This window comes from Streptomyces sp. NPDC048361 (assembly GCF_040651795.1).
GTDB lineage: Bacteria > Actinomycetota > Actinomycetes > Streptomycetales > Streptomycetaceae > Streptomyces.
Genome location: NZ_JBEZKW010000085.1, coordinates 1 through 26,285, shown reverse-complemented (window position 1 = coordinate 26,285; position 26,285 = coordinate 1). Strand labels below are relative to the sequence as shown.

Genomic DNA, 26,285 nt, shown 5'->3' with positions numbered 1-26,285 from the left:
CGGGCTTTCCTCCGGGCGCTTCCCTTCGGTATTTCGTGTTTCCGACTCTATCAGACTCTTTCGTGTCCGATTCCCCGTCGAATTGGGGTTCGCCTCGAGTTTTTCGCTTTCGCGTTTCCTTTTCGGCGATTCCGACTCTACCAGAAGCATTTCGGCCGACCGAATCGGCGTCCCTGGCTTCGAATAGTCAATCGAAATGACTCATCACGGGGAAAGGTTATTTCCGGTGAGAGCGAGAGAGATGTTAATCAGTGGTCCCGAACTTGTCCAGTTCAGGCAACCGTTTGAATCTACCTCCCCACGCGAACCGTGTCAACGGTTTTTGTGGGCGAAGAGGACAGTAGCAGGTCAGAGGGGGCGCCCGCACATCACGCGGCCGTCGGGAGCTCTGCGCTGCGGGCGGCTTCCTCGACATCGCCCAGCTCGCCCCTGCGGACGGCTCGGCCTCCGAGGACGTACACGTAGACGAGGAAGGCCGCCTCGGCGGCGATGCCCAGGGAGATTCGGGCCCAGGTCGGCAGGCCGGAGGGGGTGACGAAGCCTTCGATGAGACCGGAGACGAACAGGACCAAGGCCAGGCCGATGGCCATGCCCACGGCCGCGCGGCCCCGTTCCGCGAGAGCGGCACGGCGGGTGCGCGGCCCCGGGTCGATGACGGTCCAGCCGAGGCGTAGGCCCGTACCGGCGGCGACGAACACCGCGGTCAGTTCCAGGAGGCCGTGCGGAAGGATCAGGCCGAGGAAGGTGTCGAGGCGGCCGGCCGAGGACATGAGGCCGATCCCCACGCCGAGGTTGAGCATGTTGAGGAAGAGGATCCACAGGACCGGGATGCCCAAGAAGGCGCCCAGGACGAGACACATGGCTGCCGCCTGGGCGTTGTTCGTCCACACCTGTGCGGCAAAGGAGCCGGCCGGGTGGCTCGAGTAGTACGTCTCGTATTCGCCACCCGGTCTGGTCATCTGACGCAGGGCGTCGGGGACGCCGATGGCTGACTGGACCTCGGGGTGGGTGCCGATCCACCAGCCTATGACCGCGGAGACCGCGATCGAGATCAGTGCGGCGGGTATCCACCAGTGGCGCGAGCGGTAGACAGCTGCGGGGAAGCCCTCTGTAAGGAAGCGGGCGGCATCGCGCCAGGTCGCGCGGCGGGAGCCGGTCACGGCGGAGCGCGCACGGGCCACCAATTGCGTCAGTCGGGCCGTGAGGAGAGGGTCGGGGGTGGTCGACTGTATGAGGGACAGGTGGGTGGACGTGCGCTGGTAGAGCGTCACCAGTTCGTCCACCTCGGCGCCCGTGAGGCGGCGGCCTCGGTGCAGGAGGTGTTCGAGGCGGTCCCACTCCGCGTGGTGGGCGGTCACGAAGACATCGAGGTCCATGTTCTGCTGCTGCTCCAGGCACTGGGTGCGAACGGTCCGTACTACTGCGACGCGCTGCGGGCCAGCTTGGCAGACTGGGGGCGCCGAGGGGTGTGGAAGGTCGTCGTCTGTGGAGGGTGGGGTATCGGTGAGCGCGCTGGTCACGGGAGATGCGGTCGTATTGGGGCTGCGGCCCGCGCGGTTGCCGAGTCGGGCGCTGGCGTTGGTGATCGACCTGGCGGTGGTGTGGGCGACATACATCTTGATCTCGTTGGTGATGTTGCTCGCCACCGCCTCCATGGATGCCGCTGCGCGGGCTGCGATCGCGGTGGCTCTGTTCCTGCTGGTGCTGGTCGGGGCGCCTATTGCGGTCGAGACGCTGAGTCATGGAAGGTCCCTGGGGAAACTCGCGTGCGGGCTTCGGGTCGTGCGGGACGACGGCGGCCCGATCCGGTTCCGGCACGCGCTGATGCGCGGGGCCATGGGGGTGGTCGAGATTCTGATGACCTTCGGTGTCGGGGCGTGCGTCGCCTCGCTTGTTTCGGAGCGCGGCCGGCGGATCGGTGACGTGTTCGCGGGGACGCTGGTCGTGCGGGAACGGGTCCCGTCCGGGTGGGCCCGGGCAGTTCCGCCTCCGCCGCCGTGGCTGATCGGACGGTTCGCCGGGCTGGACCTCTCGCGGGTGCCGGACGAACTCTGGCTCGCGGTACGTCAGTACCTGACGCGTATGCGTCAGCTCGACCCGCAGGTGGGCTGGACGATGGCGACGCGGCTGGCCGATGACATGGCGACCCGCACCGGGGCGCCCCGCCCGCAGGGGGTGCCCCCGGCCGCGTACCTGGCGGCCGTGGTGAGCGAGCGCCAGGCCCGGGATGCGCGGCGGGCGTTCGGCGGGCGGGGGGCCGGCGCTGGGGCTGTGGCCGGGGGCGTGGGGGCGGGTGTTCTGGCCTGGGACACGGGGGCGGGTGTTCTGGCCTGGGACACGGGGGCGGGCATGCCGGCCCGGGGCTTCGGGGCGGTTACAGGGCCGGGGCCGGGTGGTGCGGGGGTTCCTGCCGGGTATGCGGCTTCGGCTGCGGTGCCGGCTTGGGGGTCTGCCCCTGCGCCGGGTTCTTCTTCTGCACCTGGTTCTACTCCGGCTCCCGGTTCCACCTCTGCAGTGGGTTCTGCCTCGGCTCCGGGTTCTAGCTCGGCCCCTGGACCGGCGGCATCGGAGGCTGGTGCTGCGGTTGAGGCTTGGGAGGCGGGGGCGGTCGCTGGACCGGCTTCAACTCCGGCTGCTGGGGCGATGGGTGCGGGCGCGGGTCCCGCCCCGGCTTCGGGTCGCGCTCCGGCTGAACAGCCGTTGGGGCAGCCGACTTCGGCCGATGGCACCGGGGACGGCGGCTCGGAGGCTCGGGGTGGAGAGGGAGCGGGCGGAAGCGGGGCGGCGAGGCGTTCAACCGGGTTCGCGCCGCCTGCCTAGCGACGGGCGCAGGTGCCGTGCGAGGAGTTGGTGGGCTGCGGGCCTCGCGCGCCGGCAGTGGCGCTTACAGGCTGGAGTTGCGCTGCTTGTCACGACGGATGGCGGGGCCTGAGGGGCTCGACTGCCCCGAAGTGGGGTTCGGTGGGCGGGGGTTGCTGCTTTGGCAGGTTGGCGCGGGGCACGCCGGCGTCGTGCGCGGGCGCTGTCGATTCGGGGTCGTGGCCGACCGAGGCGGTAGCCGATCGGGGCCGTAGCCGATCGGGGCCGTAGCCGATCGGGGCCGTAGTCGATCGAGGCCGTAGTCGATCGGGCTCGTGGTGCGGAGCGAGGTCGGGCGCTGCGCCGGAGCGAGGTCGGGCGCTGCGTGGAGGCGAGGCTTCGTCTGAGTGAAAGCCCCGTTCGGTTCGGGACCGATGCGGTGTGTCCCCTACGCCGGGGACATCGGGTGGGCGGCCCGTTTCAACTACCCCTTGCCGGGCGGGCGTACAGCCTGCTCGGGCTGTAGACACCTGCGCCCTGGGGCTAGAGCGCGGGGAACGTCGAGGGTGGTGACTCCAGGGCTTCCAACTCGATTCCGGGGGCCGCGAGCACGACGTCGCCGGCGATGTGAACGGTGTACTGCTCGCCTGTGTCCAGGGCGTTGACCTGGTATTCGTCCACGGTCAGGGGGCCATTGTCAGTGGCGTGCGCTTCACTTCTCATCAGGGCCCAGGACTGGTCGATCGTGCGGGGGGCGAGGACCGGGTCCGTGAAGAGGACGAGGCGGACGCGCGTCGTCGGGGACTGGGGGGTGAGCCGCAGCAGACGGGAGGTGGCGACGAGGAACGACGGGGAGCCGGCGGCGAAGGCGTGGGCGCGGACATTGCCTTCGGTCGCGTGGATGCCGAACGGGTCCGTACGGACCCAGGTGACGCCGTCCAACGCGGCGCCTCGCACTTGCCAGCCGCCGGCATGGAGTTCGAGGCGGATGGGGCGGCCGAGTTCGTCGAGCGCGAGGTCTACGGAGCCCGCTTGGTCTCCGGAGGGGGTGATGAGCTGGGAAACGTAGCGCCAGCCGGAAGGGCCGGGGGCGCAGTGGAAGTGTTCTTCACCGAGAGGGGTGTGGTCGTGGGGATCGTGAAGCGAATAACGGCCGCGGGGCATGGGGTCTCGAGGTCCTCGGGAGTCGTGCGCTGACGCTGACTCGATGGGGCGGTGGCTGTGGCTGTCGCTGTGGCGGTAGTGATGGCTGTAGCTGTCGCGGGCACAGTTTGGGCAGGCCCCCGGCACGGGGGTGTGGGGGCTGCCCAGATGCCGGGCGGCCCGGCGACTCGGCAGCCGGGCAACAGACTGCCCTGCGACGCGACGTCCGCCGACGCCCTACGACCGTGCCGCACACCGCCTCCGCACCTCGGCTCCATGGCTCCATGGCTCCACGGCTCCACGGCTCCACGGCTCGGAGCAGAGCCGTCCGAAAGCCGGCAGCGTCTTCGGAACCCGGAGCCGAACCCGCAGGCTGGGGACCGCCCGTCTCAGCCCGGGCCGGAGCCGGGGACCGGGCCGGGACCAGGCGCCGGACCGGAACTACGCGCCGAACCGGACCAGGCCCTGGACCGGGCCCGAGGCCAGGCCGCGACCAGGGGCTGAACCAGGACCAGGGGCCGGAACGGAACGGACCGGACCCCAGACCAGGCGCCGGGCCGGGAGCACGGACCGGACCCGGTCCAGGCGCCGGACCGGGACCAGAGGCCGGGTGCCTCAGCGCCCCCTCGGGTGCCCTGGGCGGCCAGGTCTCGCAAGGCCCGGTTGTGTCCCGGGGCTGAAAGGCCCCGGACCATGTACGGCGGGCGGACCGGTGGTCGCTTCCGCGTGCGGACGCGAGCGCAGATACCACTCTCGACCGTACGCCGCCGCCTTGACCGGGCGACGGCAGCAGGCACCACTCTCGGCCGGAGGGTGCCCGCTGTCGCGGCCGGCGGCTGCCCGCTGCCCCTGCTGCATTGCCTGGGTGGGGTCGGCCGCAGCACCGACACCATCTGCACCCGGGTGGGGTGGGCGGAGTGGTGGCTGCGGGCCGGCCTCGATCGGTCAGTAGCGGTAGTGGTCCGGCTTGTACGGGCCCTCGACCTCGACGCCGATGTACGCGGCCTGCTCCGGGCGGAGCTCGGTCAGCTTCACGCCGAGCGAGGCCAGGTGGAGACGGGCGACCTTCTCGTCGAGGTGCTTGGGCAGCACGTACACGTCCGTGGGGTACTCGGACGGCTTGGTGAACAGCTCGATCTGGGCCAGCGTCTGGTCCGCGAAGGAGTTCGACATGACGAAGGAGGGGTGACCCGTCGCGTTGCCGAGGTTCAGCAGACGGCCCTCGGACAGGACGATCAGGACCTTGCCGTCCGGGTGGGTCCAGGTGTGCACCTGCGGCTTGACCTCGTCCTTGACGATGCCCGGGATCTTGGCCAGGCCGGCCATGTCGATCTCGTTGTCGAAGTGGCCGATGTTCCCGACGATCGCCTGGTGCTTCATCTTGGCCATGTCGGCGGCCATGATGATGTCCTTGTTTCCGGTCGTGGTGATGAAGATGTCGGCCTTGTCGACGACCTCGTCCAGCGTCGTGACCTGGTAGCCGTCCATCGCCGCCTGCAACGCGCAGATCGGGTCGATCTCGGTGATGATCACGCGGGCACCCTGGCCGCGGAGGGACTCGGCGCAGCCCTTGCCGACATCGCCGTAACCGCACACGACCGCGGTCTTGCCACCGATCAGGACGTCCGTGGCACGGTTGATGCCGTCGATGAGGGAGTGGCGGCAGCCGTACTTGTTGTCGAACTTCGACTTCGTCACGGCGTCGTTCACGTTGATCGCCGGGAAGAGGAGGTCGCCGTCACGCATCATCTCGTAGAGACGGTGGACACCGGTCGTGGTCTCCTCCGTCACGCCGCGGATCTCGGAGGCGAGCTGGGTCCACTTCTGCGGGTTCTCACCCAGGGTGCGGTTCAGCAGGGTGAGGATGTGGGCGTACTCCTCGGAGTCCGCCGTCGAGGGGTCCGGGGCCGCGCCGGCCTTCTCGAACTCGACGCCCTTGTGCACCAGGAGGGTGGCGTCGCCGCCGTCGTCCAGGATCATGTTCGGGCCGCCGGTGGGGGTGTTCGGCCAGGTCAGAGCCTGCTCCGTGCACCACCAGTACTCGGCGAGGGTCTCGCCCTTCCAGGCGTAGACCGGGACGCCGGCGGGCGCGTCCGGGGTGCCGTTCGGGCCCACCGCGATGGCCGCGGCGGCGTGGTCCTGGGTGGAGAAGATGTTGCAGGAGGCCCAGCGGACCTCGGCGCCGAGGGCGACCAGGGTCTCGATCAGAACGGCGGTCTGCACGGTCATGTGCAGGGAGCCGGTGATGCGGGCGCCGGCCAGCGGCTGCGTGGCGGCGTACTCCTTGCGGATCGACATCAGGCCGGGCATCTCGTGCTCGGCGAGGGTGATCTCCTTGCGGCCGAAGACGGCGAGGGAGAGGTCGGCGACCTTGAAGTCCTGGCCGGCGCCGTTGGCGTCAGTCGTCATGGTGAGCTGCTCCTCGTGGATGGGTGTCGAGGGTGGGTACGGCTGGTCTGCGGGCGGCGGCAGGCATGAAAGTGCCCGAACGCGCTCGCAGCGCAGTCCGTCGGAGGCCCTCTCTCCCTCGGCCGGGCCCGCAGGGGCTACCGACCGACCGCCATCAGCAGCGACGTCTGGCTCTGGTCACGAATCTACACCGATCGGCCCAGTGGACCCCAGCGTCCCTGGCCAAATGCTCGCCCCGCCTCGGACGTGTCCGGTGCCTCGACTTCCGACGCCTTCCGACGGGCGTGGGCGGTCACGGACAGGCCCGCCATCGTTCGCCTGAACCCGTACGGAGTCGTATGGGCCGCGGCGAAGGCGACGGGACGGCTCTGCTCAGCGGGCCTCCGTTCAGTGGTCCGCCGCTCAGTGGTCCGCCGCTCAGCGGGCCTCTGGTCAGCGGACCCCTTCTCAGCGAGCCCCTGTTGAGCGAGCCTCCGCTCAGCGGGCCTCCGCTCAGCGGCCGCCCGGGGTTGCGGCCGGGTCGGGGCCCGCTGCTGCCTCTTCGGCGCTGTAGATGTCCGGTTCCAGGTAGATGACCCGGGCGATCGGGACCGCCGTGCGGATGCGGGCCTCGGCCGCGTTGATCGCCGTGGCGATCTCCTGGGCGGTGTCGTCGTGCTGGACGGCGATCTTGGCGGCCACCAGGAGTTCCTCGGGGCCCAGGTGGAGCGTCCGCATGTGGATGACCGAGGTCACCGCGGAGCCGTCGACGATCGCGGCCTTGATCTTCTCCACTTCCTCCGTGCCCGCCGACTCGCCGAGCAGCAGCGACTTGGTCTCGGCAGCGAGGATGAGGGCGATCAGGATGAGCAGGATGCCGATGCACAGCGTGCCGATGCCGTCCCAGACGCCGTTGTCCGTGAGCAGGGCGAGTCCGACGCCCGCGAGGGCGAGGACCAGGCCGATCAGGGCGCCGAAGTCCTCAAGGAGGACGACGGGGAGTTCGGGTGCCTTGGCGCGGCGGATGAACTCCTTCCAGGAGAGCTGGCCCCGGGTGACGTTGGACTCCTTGATCGCCGTACGGAAGGAGTAGCCCTCCGCGATGATCGCGAAGACCAGGACGCCGACCGGCCAGTACCAGGCCTCGATCGCGTGCGGATGCTGGATCTTCTCGTAGCCCTCGTAGACGGCGAACATGCCGCCCACCGAGAAGAGCACGATCGAGACCAGGAACGCGTAGATGTAGCGCTCGCGCCCGTAGCCGAAGGGGTGTTGGGGCGTCGCCTCGCGTTTGGCCTTCTTGCCGCCGAGCAGCAGCAGGCCCTGGTTGCCCGAGTCGGCGAGCGAGTGGACGCTCTCCGCGAGCATCGACGACGAACCGCTGAACAGGAACGCCACGAACTTCGCCACCGCGATGGCGAGGTTGGCGCTCAGTGCCGCCACGATGGCCTTGGTTCCGCCTGACGCGCTCATGGAGGTGCCGTCTTCCCTTCGTCGGTTGCCATCGGCAGGGGCCGGCCGCTGCCGGGACCCCGCAAGCGGCACATTGTTACATCAGGCAACGACGGTGGCACGGAATACCGTTCCGGTACCGGATAGTTCGGACTTTTCGCCTGCCGGGACGAAGGCGGCCGCGCCCGGGGTCAGGGGCAGGCCGCCGATCGAGGGGCTGCCCGCCGTGCACAGGACGATCTGCGGGGTCGGCGCGGTCAGTTCGGTGGGGGCCGCGCCTTCGGCCCGTACGAAACGGGAGAGGCGGAATTCGTCGATCGGGGTCTCGTACAGCTCCTCCCCCGTCACCGACGCCTCGGGGCGCAGCACCCCGGGCTCGGTCGGCTCGAACCGTACGACGGTGAGCAGTTCGGGAACGTCGACGTGCTTGGGGGTCAGGCCGCAGCGCAGGACGTTGTCGGAATTGGCCATGATCTCCACGCCCAGGCCGCCGAGGTAGGCGTGCGGTACTCCGGCGCCGAGGAACAGGGCTTCGCCCGGCTGGAGTTGGATGTGGTTGAGGAGCATCGCTGCGATGACGCCGGGGTCGCCGGGGAAGTGGTGCGCGAGAGAGGCGTACGCGGTGTACTGAGCGCCCCCCAGGCGTGTGCACGCCGCGGCCGTATCGGCGACCGTCGCCGCCATCTCCTCGCGGTCGGCGGTCAGTACGGCGGTGAGGACCTCGCGCAGGGCCGCCTCGACGGGGTGGGCGCGCAGCAGATCGACGTACGGCTTGAGGGAGTCGACCTCGAGGGCGGCCAGGTCGCGTGCGGCCTCCTCCGGCATCCGGAAGCCGCACAGACCCTCGAACGGCGTGAGCGCGCAGATCAGTTCGGGCTTGTGGTTGGCATCCTTGTAGTTGCGGTGCGGGGCGTCGATCGGGATCCCGGCCCGCTCCTCGGCCTCGTACCCCGCCTTGGCCTGCGCGAGGTCGGGGTGGACCTGGAGGGAGAGGGGGGCGCCGGCGGCGAGGAGTTTGAGCAGGAAGGGAAGACGGGGGCCGAATCTGGCCACGGCGGCGCGGCCCAGCTCCCCCGCCGGGTCCGCCGCGATCAAGTCTGACAACGATGTCCGACCTGCGCCCCGATCGAGCTGGGAGGGGGCGCCGGGGTGAGCTCCCATCCACATCTCGGCCTGCGGTTCGCCGGTGGGCGCGGTGCCGAGCAGCGCCGGGATGAGGGTGGTGGAGCCCCAGGCGTAGGGACGGATGGTGTTGGTGAGACGGTCCATGGGTCCTGTGTTCTCTGTCGGCTGTTAGTGGTCAGCTGTCATTTGTCAACCGTTATGTGTCGACTGTTCTTTGCCGACTGTCATTTGCCGGCTGCCGCGAGTCTTTGTCGGCTGCCATTTGTCGGCCCCGGGAGTCTTTGTCGGCCGCCATCTGTCGGCCGCCGGGAGTCTTTGACGGCTGCCATTTGCCGGGGGCGGACTCCGGCTGGGACGTTCGGCGGGGTGGGGTCAGGCGGACGCGATCGTCAGGTACACGGTCGCGAAGTCGGCGATGGCGAGGAGTTCGGCCAGGCATTCCAGCTCGCTGCCGTCCTCGGGTTCGAGTTCGCTGATCGGGGCGTCGTGGCTCAGGGCGAGTTCGCGGGCGGCGGGGGCGGCGGAGAGGCCGCCGGCGGGCCGGTCGCGCAGCAGGACGACCCGGGCGTGCAGCCGCTCCGGCTCGTCGACGCGGTCGCGGAAGAAGTCGTCGGGGTCGGCGCCGGCCGCGAGTGAACCCGCGAGCAGCACGCCGTGGGCGGAGAGCGCCTCGGGGAGTTCGGCGGCGAGCGCGGGGTGGCCCGACAACTCGCTGAGTACGGCAGCGAAGCGGCGGCCTGCGGGGGCCGCGCCCACGCCCTCGGTCCAGATGAGCGGCAGCGACTCCGCGAGTTCGGAGGCGAGGGTCTTGGCGGGGTTGCTGTAGGTCGCGATGGCGGGGCCGCACCGTTCGGCGGTGCGGTCGAGGCGCGCGGCGACCTTCTCGATGGTCTCGGGGGGCGCGCTGAGCAGGCCGACCCGGTCGAGCAGCGCGAGCAGCGGCGTGAAAAGGGACCACAGGGCGCCCGGGCTCGCGGCGGACATCTCCGCCTCGTCGGGCTCGAAGGGTGCCGATGCCATCGGCACGACGAGGCCGTGCACGCCGTCGACGGCTTCCGCGAGCGGGGAGTGCTGCGGGGCGACCGCGACGACGTTGCAGCCCCTGCGGTACGCCTGCTCGGCGAGGAGGGCGAGGCCGGGCTCGGAGCCGTCGGGGGTGGTGATGAGCAGCAGGTCGACGGAGCCGGCCCAGCCGGGCAGGCTCCAGCGCAGGGCGCCCGCGGCCGGTGCGACGCCGCTCGACTCCAGGCGGGTGACCGGCGCGGAGGCGCCGGCGAGCGCGGTGATCAGGTCGGCGACGCCGGCCGCGGCGGTGCCGGGGCCCGCGATCAGTACGGAGCGGGGGCGGCCCTCGGGTTTCAGCTCGGCGATGCCGGCCTCCACCGCGTGCCGGGCCGCGGTACGGACGCGGGCGCCCGCCTCCGCCGCGCCACGCAGCAGTCCTCGGCGGTCCGCCCTGGCGAGGGCTTCCGGTGCGTCGAGCAGCGACTCGTCGAGCATGGGGTCGGCCTCCGGCTCTTCTGGGACGGGTTACCGGGACGGTTCCGGGTCGGTGACCGGGACGGTTCCGGGTCGGTTACCGGGTCTGAGGGCGCTGGGTGCTCGCCTTCCGCTTTACGCGGGTCGGTCCCGGCTCTGGGGGCGCTGGGTGCTCGCCTTCCCCTTTACGCGGGTCGCCTTCCCCTTTACGCGGGTCGGCGGGCCTCGTCCACCAGGAGGACCGGGATGCCGTCACGGACGGGGTAGGCGAGACCGCAGTCCTTGCCGGTGCAGATCAGCTCGGGCTCGTCCGCCGAGGTCGCGTCGGTGAGCGGGGCGTGGCACGCCGGGCAGGCGAGGATCTGGAGGAGGCCGGCTTCGAGCGGCATGAGATTCCCTTCGGCGTGCTGTGTGCCTGTACGCGAACGTTTGCGTACGAGGTTTTCGTGCGCGAAACGGGTGCGCACGAGTGGGGCCAGGTCAGCCTACCGCCGGGGTGGGCGGGGTGCGTGCGTGCCGACGGGGCTACGGCGGACACCTTTTGGCCGGCTGCGACGGGCTGGCTTCTGGAGGTCCTGCGGGCGGGGCGCCTCGGGCGACCGAATCGGCAACCGACCCCGGGGTGGCAGGGCAGGCCAATGCAGTTGCGTTAGTGCGCGACATCGTGAGTTCCCCTGCACCCTGCTCAATTTTTGTCCCCGTGGCCAGGGTGTTCGGCCTCCTTGGCGTGTGCTCTTCGATCCGGTGACGGAGTTTCAGGTTGCTCGAAGAGTTCTCACTTCATCCCGATCGATCTGCGATCGGGATGAAGGCGAGGCGTTGGCCGCCAACGGAGACTGTGGGCCTGCTGCGGCAACCTCGTTGAGCACCGTGGTGGCTGTGTAAACCGATATGCGTATCGAAAGGTCGACGCCATGCCCACCGCCAGGTTCTTCTTCGACGCGGGGTCAGGCACAGTCCTGTGGATGGCCCCGGAGGACCAGGAGGGGTGGGGGTATGCGGTTGATCTGGACCGACTACCGATCAGTCATGACCTCCGCGACGGCCTGAGCAGGCTGGTGGCTCGCTACGACACGTCGTTGAACTGGGATTACCCCCCGGACCCAGGACCGTGGCGTGAAGCGGAGTGCCACGACTTCAACGAGGCGGTACGCCAAGCGCTCGGTCGCCTTCGCACCGAACTCGGCCCGGCCTGGCAGATTCACGACGAGTTCCCCGCACTCCACGAAGACCCGGACCTCGACCGTTACCTGGCCGACCCAGCCACATTTGTTCGCACCTGACCTCGCCGGACGCGCCCATCACGACTGCGTCGCCGGCGGCGTACGCCGACGACTGGACACCGGGCCTCGCCGACCGCAGCCCGCCCGGCGTCGACCTCCGAACCGCGCGGGAAGGCCGGGCCCCTGCCCAAGCACACGACCTACCGCGTCATCGCCTTCACGAAGGACGACAAGGTCGCCGGCAACCCACCCCCGGGCGACCGGAGGCGAGCTACTCGGCACTCCCCCAGCACGAGACTCCCCCAGCACGAGCTGACCCGCATACCCCAGCGCGAGCCACCCCGTACTGCGCCGGGACGCGCGGCCCCGCTAGCCGCGGACGATCGCGAGGACCTCGTCGCGTACCTTCGCCATCGTCGCGGCGTCCCGCGCCTCGACGTTGAGCCGGAGCAGCGGCTCGGTGTTGGAGGCGCGCAGGTTGAACCACCAGTCCTGGGCCGTGACGGTCAGGCCGTCGAGTTCGTCGAGGGTGAGGGCGTCCTGGCCCTCGTAGGCGGCTCGGACGGCGGCCGCGCGGGCCGCCTGGTCGTCGACCGTGGAGTTGATCTCGCCGGAGCCGGCGTAGCGGTCGTACTGGGCGACCAGGGCAGACAGGGTGCCTTCCTGGCCGCCCAGCGCGGCCAGGACGTGGAGCGCGGCGAGCATGCCGGTGTCCGCGTTCCAGAAGTCGGCGAAGTAGTAGTGCGCGGAGTGCTCGCCGCCGAAGATCGCCCCGGTGGCCGCCATCTCCTGCTTGATGAAGGAGTGGCCGACGCGGGTGCGGACGGGGGTGCCGCCGTTCTCGCGGACGACCTCGGGGACGGACCACGAGGTGATGAGGTTGTGGATCACGGTGCCGCCGGGGTGGCGGGCGAGCTCGCGGGCCGCGACCAGGGCGGTGATCGCGGAGGGCGACACGGGCTCGCCGCGCTCGTCGACGACGAAGCAGCGGTCGGCGTCGCCGTCGAACGCGACGCCGAGGTCGGCGCCCTCGGCGATGACGCGGGCCTGGAGGTCCACGATGTTGGCCGGGTCGAGCGGGTTGGCCTCGTGGTTGGGGAAGGTCCCGTCGAGCTCGAAGTACATCGGGACCAGGTCGAGGGGCAGGCCGTCGAACACGGTGGGCACGGTGTGCCCGCCCATGCCGTTGCCCGCGTCGACCACGACCTTCAGGGGGCGGATGCCGGTGAGGTCGACGAGGGACTTGAGATGGGCCGCGTACTCCGTCAACGTCTCGCGCTCGGTGATGGTGCCCGCCTTCGGCGCGACGGCCGGGGCGCCCTGCTCCGACCACTGCTCGGCCAAGGCGCGGATCTCGGCGAGGCCGGTGTCCTGGCCGACCGGGGCGGCGCCCTTGCGGCACATCTTGATGCCGTTGTACTGGGCCGGGTTGTGCGACGCGGTGAACATCGCGCCGGGCAGGTCGAGGGCGCCGGACGCGTAGTACAGCTGGTCGGTGGAGCACAGGCCGATGAGGGTGACGTCGGCACCCAGGGCGGCCGCGCCGCGCGCGAAGGCCGCGGACAGGCCGGGCGACGAGGGCCGCATGTCGTGGCCCACGACGATGGCGTCGGCCTGTGTCACGGTGACGAACGCGGCGCCGAACAGCTCGGCGAGAGCCTCGTCCCACTGATCCGGCACCACTCCGCGGACGTCGTACGCCTTCACGATCTGCGACAGATCAGCAGCCACGGCCCAACCTTCCCTGATGTCGTCGCCGATGCCCTCCGTGGGGCGCCGGCCGGGCTTCCAAACTACCCGCCACGGCCTGGGTGCCGAACACAGCTTCGGTGGACTTCGGGAGGCCCGGGGGCACATCTGCGGCAACTCGGCCGTGTGACCGGTGGGGTTGGAGCGAGGGCAGGGACCGCGGCGCCGGACTCCGCGCCATACTCCTGGCCAGGCCCTGCTTGGGATCGCGCACCGGACCTCGCTTCGGACACCGAGCGAGCCCCCCGCTCCTGCGGAGCGACGGCGTGTCGGGAACCGTGGTCAGGACTCCGGCGAGGTCTCGGGACTGACTGGGCGAGGTCGGGACCAAGGCGGGCGCAGGACTAGGGCGGGCGCAGGGCTAGGGCGACGTCACGACTCGGGCGAGCGCAGGACGCGCAGGTGGCCTCGGCGGCCGACCTCGACCGGATCCGCCGCGCGCGCTCCGCCGGCTTCCGCGGCGCGCTCCTGGGGGCGGGCCGCTTCCCGTACGGCGTTGGCAAGCGCTTCCAGATCGTCGCCGCTGGGGCGGGCCGGAGCGGATCCGTCCGTCAGGCGGACGACCTCCCAGCCGCGGGGCGCGGTCAGGCGCTCGCTGTGCTCGGCGCACAGGTCGTAGCAGTGGGGTTCGGCGTAGGTGGCGAGCGGACCGAGGACTGCGGTCGAGTCCGCGTAGACGTACGTCAGCGTCGCGACGGCAGGGCGACCGCACGCGGTGCGCGAACAGCGACGTACAGGGCTCACGACGTTGGACGGTACCGCACTCTTGACCGGGCCGCGACGACTCTCCACCAGCTCACTCCACCGTGTCGCGCTGTGAGCTCGGGCACAGCCTCCCTCGGAGCAACTGCGTTGACCTGCAGGGGAACCGGGGGTCGCGGGCGCTGACCGGCCTTCTGGCGGGCGCCACTTGGGAACAATTCGGTCAAACTAGGTGAAATCACAGCCCTCGGTCGTGCCGGTAACCGCTCTCACCCGGAACCTGAACGGTCGTCCCGCGACATGGCCCCTCCCGGACCGTCGCCGCGATCGCAATCCGCCCCGGAGGGCTACGCTGCGTCAGTGATGGACAGCTCCCACTCAGCCGAAGGTACGGGCGAAGGCACCGGCGGAAGCACCGGTCAAGGCACCGGTCAAGGCACCGGCGACAACCCCGGTGAAGGCACCGCTGAAGGTACCGGTGAAGGTACGGGCACCCGCTCGGGTCCCCGGCGCCGCGACCGGCACGGCCGTGGCATGCGCGGACCCGTGGCGCCGCCCCAGGTGCCGCTCTCGGTCAGCAGGGCGGAGACCTTCCGCGATCTGGTGCTCGACTCGGTGGAGCGCCTGGAGCGCCGCTGGCCGCAGCTCCAGGAGGTGGAGTTCCTGATCACCGACGTACCGTTCAAGGAGTCCCCCGGCGCGGTGAACGACGACGGGATTTCGGCGGCCTGGAGCGACGAGGCGGTGCCGCTCGGCCGGGCCATGGCCGCCGGGAAGGACCGGCCCGCCCGGATCCTGGTCTACCGCAGGCCGGTCGAGATCCGCACCAAGAACCGGGACGAGCGGGCGATGCTCGTCCACGAGGTCGTGGTCGAGCAGGTCGCCGAACTCCTGGGCCTCGCGCCCGAGTCGGTCGACCCCCGGTACGGGCAGGACTGACGATCGGCCGCGAACGGCCGGTACCGGCAGGACTGGCGACCGGCTCCGAACGGCTGGTACCGGAGCACTGACCGGCCGGACTGACCGGCCGGCCCCGAACGGCTCGATTGCGCCTTCGCTCCTTCTCCTGTGCCTGCGCTACTTCTCCAGGACCGTGAGGTCCTGGGACGCGGCCGGCACGGCGACCGTGCCCTTGTCGTCGCTGAGTGTCTGCACCGTGAACATCGGGACGCCGTCCTGGGGAACGGCCAGGGTGCGCGAGGCGTAGACCGGGCCGCCGTTCGGGTCGGGCTCCACGGTCAGCGCGTACGAACCCTTGAGGCCGGTCGGGGCGGGCGGGTCCACGGCGAGCGTGGTGCCGGCCTTCACGGTGTACGTCTTGGACTGCTGCTCGCCGCCCTCGGTGCCCGCGGAGGAGGTCACCTTCACCGTGGCGTCCTTGGTGCCCGGAGCCGTCAGGGCGAGGGTGGACGCCTTGTCGCGGTTGTCGGTGACCGTGGCACGGGTGCCGACCGGGCCCGCGGCCGGGATGAAGGCGATCTCCTGCTTGTCGCCGGTGCCGCGGACCACACGCAGCGCCGCGACGACCGGAGTGTCGTCGTCCGCATCTGGGGTGAGAACGAGGGAACCCGCCTCGCCCCTCGTGACGTTCTTCAAATCAAAGGACGCCGTCATCCCCGACTTCACGTGCACGGTGTCGAGTTCAGCCGGAGCGAAGCTGCCCCCTTTGCTCGCCAGCTTGACCTTGAGGTCCGCGTCGTCGGCGCCCTTGGCGTGCACGATCAGGCGTACGTCGGTGGCGTCGCCCGGGATGCCCGGAAACACCTGGGAGACGGCCGGGTCCGCCGAAGCGGGCAGCCAGTCCGCGCCCGCCTTCGCGTCCGTGGCCTGGACCACCGCGCCGATCCGCCCCGCCCGGGTGGTGATGTGCACCGTCAGATCGTCGGCCACCGTGCCGGTCAGAGTGGAGAGGAGTACGGGAACGCTCGACTTGGCGGGGATCGTGATGCCCTCGCCGATGTCGGCCTTGACGGGGCCGTCCTTGCCGAAGAGGTCGATGTCGGCGACGGCCGCGGTGTCGTCCGGGTTGGTCAGGTGGACGTAGTCCTGACGGTCCTTGGCCGTGGAGGCGCCGGGGAACCAGAAGTCGGCGTCCGGCGCGGTGCAGTTGGTGCCGAGCAGTGCGCGCCCGACACCGCCGGTGATCTGGGTGGTCTGCTGGGCGGCCCAGCCCGGGGCGAGGAGGCCGTCGGCGGATCCGGTGAGCGCGGGTGCGTCGGCGCCGGACGCGGTGGCGGCGGCCGGCTTGCCGGGCTCCTTCAGGGCGAGGACCGGCTTGTCGGAGGCGGGCTTGTCGGACGCCTTCTTGCCCTTGCCGTCCTTGCCGGCGCCGGGGGCCGCGGGGTCACCGTCACCGGCGGGCGTCGGGACCGCCGGGGTCAGCACCGCTGTGCCCGGCTTCCCCTGCGATGTCCCCTGTGCGGCGCTCTGCGCGGCGCCCTTGGGGGTGAACGCGGTGTACGTCGTCTGGGCGAGATCGGAGTTGCTGGGCGCCGGGCACAGCAGGCTGGAGCGTTCGACGGGCAGCCGCGCCGGTGCCTTGGCGCCGGTGTCCGCCGAGCCGGCGGGCGCGGTGAGCGAGGCGAAGCCGGTCAGCGCGGCGAGGGCGGCCGCCCCCGCGGCGAGGGAGAGGGTGGTGCGCTTCACTGCTGGCTCCCGTCGGGGCGGTGCGGCTGCTGCTCGGACTGCTCGGGCGGGTACCCGTAGCCGTACGGGCCGTACGGATCGTGCGGGTCGTACTGGCCGTCCTGGCCGTCCTGCGGCCGCTGTTGAGCGGAGGGCTGCTGCTGGGCGGGCGGTTGCTGGTGGGGGTCGAAGTGCGGCTGCCCCTGCCCTTCACCGAACTGCCCATCGGCGTACGGACCTTGGGCGTACCGCCCTTCCGGGTACTGGCCTTCGGCGTACTGCCCATCCGGGTACAGGCCTTCGGGGTTTCGCCCCTCCGGGTACTGGCCTTCCGCATACTGGCCTCGATCGCTGAGCCGGCCGTCGGCGTACGGTTCCTCGCCGAACTGACCGCCCGCTCGCGGTACTTGAGGGTGCGAGCCCTCCGGGTAGGGCTGCCCGGGGTAGGCCTGGCCGGGATAGGAGGCCTGGTCGTACTGATCGTCGCGGTATTGATCGTCCGGGTACTGGCCGCCGGAGTACTGCCCCTCGCCCGGCTGACCACCGGAGTACTGGCCCTCGGCCGACTGGCCGTCCGGGTACTGGCCCTCGGCCGGCCGGCCTTCGGGGTACTCGGGGTACTCGGGGTACTGCTGGTAGCTGCCGTACTGCTGCTGGTACGGGTCGTACTGCTGCTGTGCCTGCTCGTCGTGGTGGGCGGTGTCGGCGGGGGCGGTGGTGGCGTACTGCGCCGCGTCCCACTCCCCGTACGCCGGCTGGTGCGGGACCTCCGCCTCGCCGGGCTGATCCTCGGCCGGGGTCTCCAGGTCCGCGTCGGCCTGCGCGCGGAGTCTGCGGGCCCGGCGGCCTTCGCCTGCGGCGCCCTGCGCGGGGACGGGGGCCGCCGCCGCTTCCGCCTCGGGCATGTCGTCGTCGATCCGGCGGCGCCGGCCCGGCAGGGCGAGCACCAGGAGGACGAGGGCGAGCGCGGCCTGGGTCCAGATCCACAGGGTGTGGAGGATCGGGGCGTCGTAGGTGACGTCGAGCCTGCCCGCGTCGGCGGGGAGTTCGAAGCCCTGGGCCCAGCCGTCGACGGTGGTCTTCTTGAGCGCCCTGCCGTCGAGCGTGGCGGTCCAGCCCGGGGCGGCCTTGTCGGCGATGCGCAGGACACGGCCCGCGTCGCCGGCCGGGACCTGGGTGTGGAGTTCGACGGGGTCGGCGGCGACCGGCAGGCTTTCGCCACCCTTCGCCGGCACGATCACGGCACGGGCGACCTGGCGGTCCACCCGCCACAGCGCACTGCCGTCGAGCTGGCTGAGCCGGCTGAGGCCCGGCGTGGCGTCCAGGGTGCGGGCGAACTCGCGGGGCGCACCGTCGCGGACCAGCACATAGCGCACCGCGAAGCCGCTGAGCTGGCTCGACTGGTCGGCACCGGAGCCCGCGACCAGGTTGGAGACGACCTTGCCGAGGCGGGTGTCGTCGCCGCCGGTCGCGGCGAGTTCGGCATCGCCGAGCTGTCCGCCCGAGCCCCGTACCAGCGAGTACGCGACCTTGGCGGGCGAGGTGCCGCCGAGGATCAGGGTGCGGGCCTGGTCGCGGGTGCCGCTCTCCTCGGCGACGAACGCCGGGACCTGCGCGGAATCGCGCCTCTCCAGCGGGCCGTCGGCGCCGCCGATCATCCAGTGTGCGGCGGAGTAGAGGGGGCCGAGCACCGCGGCGAGGGCGATCAGCGCGGCGACCGGCTGGCGCCAGCCGAAGCCGTGGCCGGCGACGCGGGTGCGGCCGTATTCGGCGCCGAGGGCGGCCGCGGCGAGCAGTGCGAGCCCGTACACGAGGGTCGCGGGGCCCGCCCAGGCGCTCCGGTTGGACAGGGCCGCGAAGAGGAAGCCGGTGAGCGCGACCACCCAGGTGACGCGGATGGCGAAGGTGCGCTCCGAGCGCAGCAGGGCCGCGAGCGCCGCCCCGACGAGTCCGATGAGTACGAGTCCGCCGACCGTCTTGGGTCCGCCGGGGTCGGCCCCGAGCAGGTCGAGCGCGCCGGCCGAGCCGTCCCCGTACTCCAGTCCGGCCTCCTTGAAGAGGCCGGACGGCCCGGTGAGCAGGGTGAGCGACCAGGGCGCGAGCATGAGGAGCGGGGTGGCGACGGCGGCCAGGAAGCGCAGCCCGTACGCCGTGATGTCGGCGCGGCGCAGTGCGAGTACCCCGAGGCCGAGCAGCGCCGCGAGGGGCCACACGATGGGGGTGAACGCCATGGCGACGGTCAGGAGCAGGGCGTACGTCCAGGTGGCGCGCCAGCTGCCGCGGGCGCCGTCGCCGCGGAACCCGGCGGCGGACGCGCCGGCCCGTGCGATCAGCGGCAGCAGCACCGCGAGGACGGCGGTGCCGACCCGGCCCGCGGCGAGCGCGCCGGTGGCGGCGGGCAGGAAGGCGTAGGCGATGGCCGCCCAGGAGCGCAACTGACGCGAGGCGATGAGCGGGCGGGCCGCGAAGTAGGCGCTGAGTCCGGCCAGCGGGACCGAGCAGACGAGGAGCAGGGTCAGCGCGAAGCCGGTGGAGCCGAAGCAGAGCGCGGAGAGGGTGGCGATGACCGCGAGGTAGGGGGGTGCGGTCTGGGTGCCGCCGACGCCGACGGGATGCCAGGCGTCGGCGTAGCGGTCCCACAGGGCGCCGGCGTGGTCGGGCGCGGGCAGCAGGGCGCCGCCCATGAGGGAGCCGCCGCCGAGCAGGTTGCGGCAGGCGACCACCGAGACGATGAGCAGGAGCGCGAAGAGGACCGGCGCGGGTTTGCGGGCGATCTTCTTGAGGCGGGCGAACTGCTCGATCTCCAGGAAGTCGGCGTCGTCGCCGCCGGGCCCGGATTCGACGGCGCCGTGCCGGGAGCCGCCGGTGTCCTCGGTGCCGGCGCCGAGGCTCGCGGCGACCGATTCGACGGTGGCGCGGATGGTGGCGCCGGGCGGCGGGAAGAGGGGGCGCAGTTCGCCGGCCTCGATGCCGCTCTTGCCGCGCTTCTTGCGTCCGGCGAGGATGCGGCCCGGTCTCAGCAGGGTGCCGAAGAGGCCCATGACCTCGTCGACGGCTTGGCCCGGGACCTTGCCCACGAGGTAGGCGACGGTCCGCAGCAGGGTGCCGATCACGATGCGCAGTGCCACGTAAGGGAGCAGCGCGGGACGTGAGTTGACGAGCATGGTGTAGACGGCGCCGGCCTTGTCGACCCGGTGGGGGTTGACAACGGAGCGTCCGGCGCAGTCGACGGTGCGGCGTTCGCGGGCGGCGGCCTCGGCGTGGCGGACGGTGGCGTCGGGGGCGACGAGGACGGTGTGTCCGGCGGCGTGGGCGCGCCAGCACAAGTCGACGTCGTCGCGCATCAGGGGCAGTCTGCGGTCGAAGCCGCCGAGTTCGTCCCACACGTGGCGGCGGATCAGCATGCCGGCCGACGACACCGACAGGACGGGCCTGACCTGGTCGTGCTGGCCCTGGTCCTGTTCGCGCCGGTCCAGGCCGGTCCAGCGGCGGCCGCTGTGGGCGATGGAGACGCCGACTTCGAGGAGCTGCTTGCGGTCGTACCAGCCGCGGAGTTTGGGTCCGACGACCGCGGCGTGCGTGTTGGAGTCGGCGACGCGGAGCAGTTCGGCGAGCGCGCCGGGGTCGGGCGCGCAGTCGTCGTGGAGCAGCCACAGCCACTGCACGGGTTCTCCGTGCGGGAGTTCGGGCAGGTCGTAGCTGTCGTCGCGCCAGCTGCGCGAGACGGGGTCCCAGCCGCTGGGGCGCTTGAGGTAGGGCAGTTCCTCGGGGCCGAGCACGGGGGCGGTGCGGGCGGCCTCCTCGACGGCGGCGCCGAACCCGGTGCGGCGTGCGAGGTGCAGGACGTGTTCGGCGCCCAGGGCCTCGGTGATCAGCCGCGCGGAGTCGTCGGCGCTGCCGGTGTCGGCGGCGTAGGCGTTCTGTACGGGGCGTTCCTGGCCCAGGAGTCCGGACAGGACGTCGGGGAGCCAGCGTGCGCCGTCGTGTGCGACGACGACGGCGGTGACGACGTGTCGGGGGAACTCGGGTGTCGCGGCCGCCTCGTACGGGGCCGTCGACTGGCTGTGCACGGACATCGAGGTACGGGCCCCTCCGCCCCGGAAGGCTGCTGTGCGGACTGCGGTCGGCACGGCCGGGGGTGCGAGACGGGCTCTGACGTGACCGGAGTGCCGTGGACAGCGCCCCACACTAACGGCTGCCACCCGGACGGTCCGCCGCTCGCGGACGGGGCGCGGGCGACGGACCGTTGGTTGTGTACGGAGTTGGTACGGAGTTGGGCGGTTTGAGCGCCCCCGTACCGGCCGCCGGGGGTCGGGCGGCGGCCGCGCGCCCTGTCACGGCGGCCCGCTGCGGGCTTGAACAGCGGGCCCTCACGGGCTCGGACGGTGAACCCTTTCGGGCTACTCGAACGGTGAGCCCCTACGGGCTAGATGGCCGCCTTCTTCAGGCGCCGCCGCTCCCGCTCGGAGAGGCCGCCCCAGATCCCGAACCGCTCGTCGTTGGCGAGTGCGTACTCCAGGCATTCCGAACGGACTTCGCAGGCGAGGCAGACCTTCTTGGCCTCTCTGGTGGAGCCGCCCTTCTCGGGGAAGAAGGATTCGGGGTCGGTCTGGGCGCAGAGGGCCCGTTCCTGCCAGCCGAGCTCCTCTTCGGCCTCGTCGACCAGCAGTTCCTGAAACAGCTCGGTCATGTGCGCCCCTCGTCTGTCTTTGCTGCCCCGTGATGTTGCCGTTACCGAAGCCGGCCGAACGACACGAGTGAAATTACAAGTGCGTGGATCCGGGCCAGTCAAGCCGAGATCTGCTATTGGGCCCCGTATTCACTCTGCGGAACCAAGGCTATGCGGAAAGTGTTCAAATCGCCAAAAAGCTGACACATGCCACTGGCTCACGCCACCGTCTCTCCGCACAGATCCACTCGACTCCCGCTCGGCCGTGATCACGGTCCGATCACAGAGGAGGACGAGACGAACATTGATCTTGTTGCGCCCGTACCCAGAAAGCGGCCCGGATCACATTCCGATCACGAGAAGACGACAGTGTTTGATGGCACACCTGGTGCGCCACATCTCCCGCCCCGCGAGTGCACAAACCTTTCTCCGGCCCCAGTAACCGGATAAGGTGAAACATTGACGCCAAATCGGGCATTGGGTTGACAACACACCCATCGGCCGGGTCTCCTGGACCCCATGTCAGCGACCGCAGCGCACCGAGCGACCCACCTCCGTGGGTTCCGCAGCGCTGTCCAGGCTCGCTGTTGCTGTTCCAGCTGTTGATCCCGCACGCACCCGCACCTCTCACTTCACGTGCGATCCAGCTCCTCCCCCGCCTGCCCCGAGACACCACGCGTCCGGGCGGCCGCCGTCCCCGCCTCCGCTCCAGCCGTGCGGGACACCTCATCTGCGACACCCCAGCGCTCCTGCCGAGGAACCCCCGCACCATGAACAGCAGCCACAGCGACCTCCAGATCGCCGGCGACATCCTGGAGGTCCAGCACCTCCTGCAGCCCGCCCGCGAGCACCCGGTCACCGTCGCCGAATTCGCCGGCCTCGCCCGCTCCATCGCCGCCGACCGCTCCCAGTGGGCTCACCTCGTCCAGTACGACGCGGCCTCCCGCTGGTACCACCGGCTGCGCACGGGACCCGGCTACGAGGTCTGGATCCTGTCCTGGGTGCCGGGCCAGGGCAGCGGCGCCCACGACCACGGCGCGTCCTCGGGCGTGCTGACCGTCCTGAGCGGCGCGTTGACCGAACGCACCGAGCGCGGCGCCCGCACCCTGACCGCCGGCTCCCAGCGGATCTTCGCGCCGGGCTACGTCCACGAAGTCGCCAACGACTCCCTTGAGCCGGCCGTCAGCCTGCACGTCTACTACCCGGGCCTGACCGACATGCCGACGCACCCGAGCCAGTCCGCCCCGGCGGCCCAGGATGTCGTACCCGCCTGACAGACTCTGTGTATGCGCATTGTGGTCTTGGCAGGCGGCATCGGTGGTGCCCGCTTCCTCCGTGGTCTCAAGTCCGCCGCCCCCGACGCGGACATCACCGTCATCGGCAACACCGGTGACGACATTCATCTGTTCGGCCTGAAGGTCTGCCCCGACCTCGACACCGTGATGTACACCCTCGGCGGCGGCATCAACGAGGAGCAGGGCTGGGGGCGTACCGACGAGACCTTCAAGGTCAAGGAGGAGCTCGCGGCGTACGGGGTGGGGCCCGAGTGGTTCGGCCTCGGCGACCGCGACTTCGCCACCCACATCGTCCGTACGCAGATGCTCGGCGCCGGCTACCCGCTGAGCGCCGTCACCGAGGCGCTGTGCGCCCGCTGGCAGCCCGGCGTCCGGCTCATCCCGATGTCCGACGACCGCGTCGAGACCCATGTCGCCGTCGACGTGGACGGCGAGCGCAGGGCGATCCACTTCCAGGAGTACTGGGTGAGGCTTCGCGCCTCCGTGGACGCGCAGGCCGTCGTGCCGGTCGGCGCCGAGCAGGCCAAGCCCGCGCCGGGCGTCCTCGAAGCCATCGCCACGGCCGACGTCATCCTCTTCCCGCCGTCCAACCCGGTCGTCTCGGTCGGCACCATCCTGGCCGTGCCCGGCATTCGCGAGGCGATCGCCGAGGCGGGCGTGCCGGTGGTCGGCCTCTCCCCCATCGTGGGCGACGCCCCGGTGCGCGGCATGGCCGACAAGGTGCTCGCGGCGGTCGGCGTGGAGTCCACGGCGGCGGCGGTCGCCGAGCACTACGGTTCGGGGCTGCTCGACGGCTGGCTCGTCGACACCGTTGACGCGGGCTCGACGGCCCGCGTCGAGGAAGCGGGCATCCGCTGCCGTGCGGTGCCGCTGATGATGACGGACCTCGACGCGACGGCCGCGATGGCCCGCGAAGCCCTCACGCTCGCGGAGGAGGTCCGCGCGTGAGTGCCCCCTCCTTCCGGGTGTGGGCGCTGCCCGGCCTGCCCGAGGTGCGGGCCGGCGACGACCTCGCCAAACTGATCGCCGCCGCCGAGCCGGGTCTGGTCGACGGCGACATCCTGCTCGTCACCTCGAAGATCGTCTCCAAGGCGGAGGGCCGCATCACCGAGGCCGCCGACCGTGAGGCGGCCATCGACGCGGAGACGGTACGGGTCGTGGCGCGGCGCGGCACCCTGCGCATCGTCGAGAACCGGCAGGGCCTGATCATGGCCGCCGCCGGTGTCGACGCCTCCAACACCCCGGCCGGTACGGTCCTGTTGCTGCCCGAGGACCCGGACGCGTCGGCGGCCGCGATCCGCGCGGGGCTGCGCGACACGCTCGGCGTCGAGGTCGGCGTGATCGTCACCGACACCTTCGGCCGGCCCTGGCGCAACGGCCTGACCGACGTCGCGATCGGCGCGAGCGGCGTACGCGTCCTCGACGACCTGCGCGGCGGCACCGATGCGCACGGCAATCCGCTGAGCGCGACGGTGATCTCGCTCGCCGACGAGTTGGCCGCCGCCGGTGACCTGGTGAAGGGCAAGGCGGGCGGTCTGCCGGTCGCGGTGGTGCGCGGTCTCGGCCATCTCGCGGGCGATGGTTCGGCCCGCGAGATGGTCCGCTGCGCCGCCGACGACATGTTCCGGCTCGGCACCTCCGAGGCCGTACGCGAAGCGGTCACCCAGCGGCGTACCGTACGGGCCTTCACGGACGAGCCCGTCGACCCCGGCGCGGTGCGGCGCGCGGTGGCGGCGGCGGTGACCGCGCCGGCCCCGCACCACACGACGCCCTGGCGGTTCGTGCTGCTCGAATCGGCGCAGTCCCGCACCCGGCTGCTCGACGCGATGCGGGACGCGTGGATCGCGGACCTGCGCCGCGACGGCAAGTCCGAGGAGTCGATCGCCAAGCGTGTCGCCCGCGGCGAAGTCCTGCGCGCGGCGCCGTACGTGGTGGTGCCCTGCCTGGTGACGGACGGCTCCCACCACTACGGCGACGCCCGCCGCGACAGCGCCGAGCGCGAGATGTTCGTGGTGGCCATGGGCGCCGGCGTGCAGAACTTCCTGGTGGCCCTCGCGGGCGAGCGGCTCGGCTCGGCGTGGGTGTCCTCGACGATGTTCTGCCGCGATGTCGTACGCGATGTGCTCGGCCTGCCCGCCGACTGGGACCCGATGGGCGCGGTGGCCGTCGGCCATGCGGCGGAGCCGCCGCGGGAGCGGCCGGGGCGCGAGACGTCGGCGTTCATCGAGGTGCGCTGAGCGCCCGCACCGGGCGCCCTGCCCATCCCGGACGCCCCGCCGTGCCCTGCCCGTCCCCTGCGCGCCCCCGGCGCCCCGCGCTGCCCCGCGATGTCCTGCGTGTCCCCAACTCCCTTACAGCACGGCGATGTTGTTCGGCTGGAAGCGCGGGGCGCGGCGCGGCGGGGTGCGTCCGCTGAGCAGGATCAAGCGGGCGGCCCGGTGGCGCTGGCCCGCGTACGGTTCGAGCAGGGCCAGCATCTCGGCGTCGTCGGCGTTGCGGTTGCCGGCGAGGGCATGGCCGATGATGCCGGGCAGGTGGAGGTCGCCGACCGTCACCAAGTCGGGTGCGCCGATGGCCCGTTGGAGGGTTTCGGCGGCCGTCCAGGGACCGATGCCGGGGATCAGCTGGAGCCGCTCGGCGGCCTGCGTCTGGTCCATCGCGGCGGCCTCCTCCATGCGGCGGGCCACCCGCACCGCACGCATGACGGTGTCCGAACGCTTCGAGTCGACGCCGGCGCGATGCCACTCCCAGGACGGGATCATCGCCCACCGCCTGGCGTCCGGCATGACGTACATGCCCTCGGGGGCGCCGGGCGCGGGTTCCCCGAACCCGCGCACCAGGAGCCGCCAGGCGCGGTAGGCCTCGGTCGCGGTGACCTTCTGCTCCAGGACGGACGGGATCAGGGACTCCAGGACCAGGCCGGTACGGGCCAGGCGCAGGCCGGGGCGTCGACGGTGGGTCTCGGCGACGAGGCGGTGGCGGGGTTCGAAGGCGTCAGGATCGTCCAACTCGCCCAGCATCGCCGGGAGTTGGTCGAGCATCCACTCCGCGCCGTCGCCCCACGCCTCGGCGTGCGCGGTGTCCTTGGTGGCGGTCAGGCGCAGGGTGGCGGGGCCTGCGGGGGTGCGGGAGGTGCGCCATACCGTGCCGTCGGGGGTGGTGCGGTAGGTGGGGTCGCCGGGGCCGCGTCTGAGGGGGCCGAGGGTGAGGGGGAGGTCGAGGGGGCCCTTGCGGGCGGCCCATACCCGGGTCCGGCCTCCGGCCGGGCGGGGGCCGGGGAGGCCGGCGGCTCGGCCGGGGGTGCGGGGGGTGAATCGTCCTGCCACGGGTGGGTCCTCGAAGGTGGGCTGCCCTTCGAGAGTAGCCGAGCCCCAGCGGCTCCGTCCCGGACCCCGGCTTCGACGGGCTGAAGATGCCCATGCCGCCCGGCACAGAGCAGCTGGGGCGCGGGGAACTGCGCGAGCACCCCCGCCTACCCAAGGTCGAAAGCCGGACGTCGAAGGGGCGCGGGGAACTGCGCGAGCACCCCCACCCCGCCCGGGGTCGAAAGGGTGACTCCTACTGGTCCGAGGAGAGTCGAAGGGGCGCGGGGAACTGCGCGAGCACCCCCACCCCGCCCGGGGTCGAAAGGGTGAC

18 protein-coding genes and 1 pseudogene are annotated in these 26,285 nt (G+C 71.6%); 6 read left to right on the top strand and 13 right to left on the bottom strand.

The genetic code is table 11. The features are described 5' to 3' along the window. Nucleotides 1-368 precede the first annotated feature (368 nt). Nucleotides 369-1,376: a stage II sporulation protein M gene (locus AB0D31_RS31665; protein WP_362729508.1), complete on the bottom strand. Its 1,008-nt coding sequence runs from the start codon at nt 1,374-1,376 to the stop codon at nt 369-371. A 127-nt stretch (nt 1,377-1,503) separates the two neighbouring features. On the opposite strand from AB0D31_RS31665, the pseudogene AB0D31_RS31660 reads away from it, so the two are divergent. Continuing rightward, a pseudogene (locus AB0D31_RS31660) lies at nt 1,504-2,247 on the top strand (RDD family protein); the annotation flags it as partial. A 1,095-nt stretch (nt 2,248-3,342) separates the two neighbouring features. On the opposite strand, the gene AB0D31_RS31655 reads toward AB0D31_RS31660, so the two are convergent. The 6 genes from AB0D31_RS31655 to AB0D31_RS31630 all read right to left on the bottom strand — a co-directional run bounded on the left by AB0D31_RS31655 (nt 3,343) and on the right by AB0D31_RS31630 (nt 10,775). Further along, nucleotides 3,343-3,963, bottom strand: coding sequence for a hypothetical protein (locus tag AB0D31_RS31655; RefSeq protein ID WP_362729506.1), 621 nt, complete (start codon nt 3,961-3,963; stop codon nt 3,343-3,345). A gap of 924 nt (nt 3,964-4,887) precedes the next feature. Next, on the bottom strand, nt 4,888-6,351 hold the full coding sequence (gene ahcY, locus AB0D31_RS31650; RefSeq protein WP_362729504.1) for an adenosylhomocysteinase: 1,464 nt from the start codon (nt 6,349-6,351) through the stop codon (nt 4,888-4,890). Between the two features lie 492 nt (nt 6,352-6,843). Then, nucleotides 6,844-7,803: a cation diffusion facilitator family transporter gene (locus tag AB0D31_RS31645; RefSeq protein WP_362729503.1), complete on the bottom strand. Its 960-nt coding sequence runs from the start codon at nt 7,801-7,803 to the stop codon at nt 6,844-6,846. An 81-nt stretch (nt 7,804-7,884) separates the two neighbouring features. After that, complete coding sequence (gene manA / locus AB0D31_RS31640) at nt 7,885-9,051, bottom strand: mannose-6-phosphate isomerase, class I (RefSeq protein ID WP_362729501.1); 1,167 nt, start codon at nt 9,049-9,051, stop codon at nt 7,885-7,887. 228 nt (nt 9,052-9,279) lie between these two features. Next, nucleotides 9,280-10,407, bottom strand: coding sequence for an SIS domain-containing protein (locus AB0D31_RS31635; protein WP_362729500.1), 1,128 nt, complete (start codon nt 10,405-10,407; stop codon nt 9,280-9,282). Nucleotides 10,408-10,592: 185 nt separating this feature from the next. After that, the gene (locus AB0D31_RS31630; RefSeq protein WP_362729498.1) at nt 10,593-10,775 is read right to left on the bottom strand and encodes a Trm112 family protein; all 183 of its coding nucleotides are present in this window, start codon (nt 10,773-10,775) and stop codon (nt 10,593-10,595) included. Nucleotides 10,776-11,300: 525 nt separating this feature from the next. Here AB0D31_RS31630 and AB0D31_RS31625 point away from each other — a divergent pair. Next, nucleotides 11,301-11,669 carry a hypothetical protein gene (locus tag AB0D31_RS31625; protein WP_362729496.1) on the top strand — a complete coding sequence of 123 codons (369 nt, stop codon included), beginning with the start codon at nt 11,301-11,303 and terminating at the stop codon, nt 11,667-11,669. Nucleotides 11,670-11,978: 309 nt separating this feature from the next. Here AB0D31_RS31625 and AB0D31_RS31620 read toward each other — a convergent pair whose 3' ends face one another. Both AB0D31_RS31620 and AB0D31_RS31615 read right to left on the bottom strand, forming a co-directional pair. Continuing rightward, nucleotides 11,979-13,340, bottom strand: a complete 1,362-nt coding sequence (locus tag AB0D31_RS31620) for a phosphomannomutase/phosphoglucomutase (protein ID WP_362729494.1) — start codon at nt 13,338-13,340, stop codon at nt 11,979-11,981. Between the two features lie 390 nt (nt 13,341-13,730). Further along, entirely contained in the window at nt 13,731-14,150 is a 420-nt protein-coding gene (locus AB0D31_RS31615) for a DUF3499 domain-containing protein (RefSeq protein WP_362729492.1), read from the bottom strand. Between the two features lie 444 nt (nt 14,151-14,594). On the opposite strand from AB0D31_RS31615, the gene AB0D31_RS31610 reads away from it, so the two are divergent. Beyond that, a complete protein-coding gene (locus AB0D31_RS31610; protein ID WP_362729491.1) occupies nt 14,595-14,999 on the top strand; it encodes a metallopeptidase family protein in 405 nt (134 codons plus the stop codon). A 138-nt stretch (nt 15,000-15,137) separates the two neighbouring features. Here AB0D31_RS31610 and AB0D31_RS31605 read toward each other — a convergent pair whose 3' ends face one another. From AB0D31_RS31605 to AB0D31_RS31595, 3 genes are all read right to left on the bottom strand, one after another. Beyond that, nucleotides 15,138-16,706 carry a DUF5719 family protein gene (locus AB0D31_RS31605; protein ID WP_362729489.1) on the bottom strand — a complete coding sequence of 523 codons (1,569 nt, stop codon included), beginning with the start codon at nt 16,704-16,706 and terminating at the stop codon, nt 15,138-15,140. After that, nucleotides 16,703-20,761, bottom strand: a complete 4,059-nt coding sequence (locus AB0D31_RS31600) for a glycosyltransferase (RefSeq protein ID WP_362729487.1) — start codon at nt 20,759-20,761, stop codon at nt 16,703-16,705. Before AB0D31_RS31600 ends, AB0D31_RS31605 begins: the two co-directional genes overlap by 4 nt. Before the next feature lie 350 nt (nt 20,762-21,111). After that, the gene (locus AB0D31_RS31595; protein ID WP_267052898.1) at nt 21,112-21,375 is read right to left on the bottom strand and encodes a WhiB family transcriptional regulator; all 264 of its coding nucleotides are present in this window, start codon (nt 21,373-21,375) and stop codon (nt 21,112-21,114) included. 749 nt (nt 21,376-22,124) lie between these two features. Here AB0D31_RS31595 and AB0D31_RS31590 point away from each other — a divergent pair. The 3 genes from AB0D31_RS31590 to AB0D31_RS31580 are packed head-to-tail and all read left to right on the top strand — an operon-like array spanning nt 22,125 to nt 24,886. Further along, entirely contained in the window at nt 22,125-22,628 is a 504-nt protein-coding gene (locus AB0D31_RS31590) for a cysteine dioxygenase family protein (RefSeq protein WP_362729485.1), read from the top strand. Nucleotides 22,629-22,640: 12 nt separating this feature from the next. Next, complete coding sequence (gene cofD / locus AB0D31_RS31585; protein WP_362729483.1) at nt 22,641-23,597, top strand: 2-phospho-L-lactate transferase; 957 nt, start codon at nt 22,641-22,643, stop codon at nt 23,595-23,597. Continuing rightward, nucleotides 23,594-24,886: a coenzyme F420-0:L-glutamate ligase gene (locus AB0D31_RS31580; protein ID WP_362729482.1), complete on the top strand. Its 1,293-nt coding sequence runs from the start codon at nt 23,594-23,596 to the stop codon at nt 24,884-24,886. Before cofD ends, AB0D31_RS31580 begins: the two co-directional genes overlap by 4 nt. 114 nt (nt 24,887-25,000) lie before the next feature. Here AB0D31_RS31580 and AB0D31_RS31575 read toward each other — a convergent pair whose 3' ends face one another. Beyond that, nucleotides 25,001-25,975: a DNA-3-methyladenine glycosylase 2 family protein gene (locus AB0D31_RS31575; protein WP_362729480.1), complete on the bottom strand. Its 975-nt coding sequence runs from the start codon at nt 25,973-25,975 to the stop codon at nt 25,001-25,003. Nucleotides 25,976-26,285 lie beyond the last annotated feature (310 nt).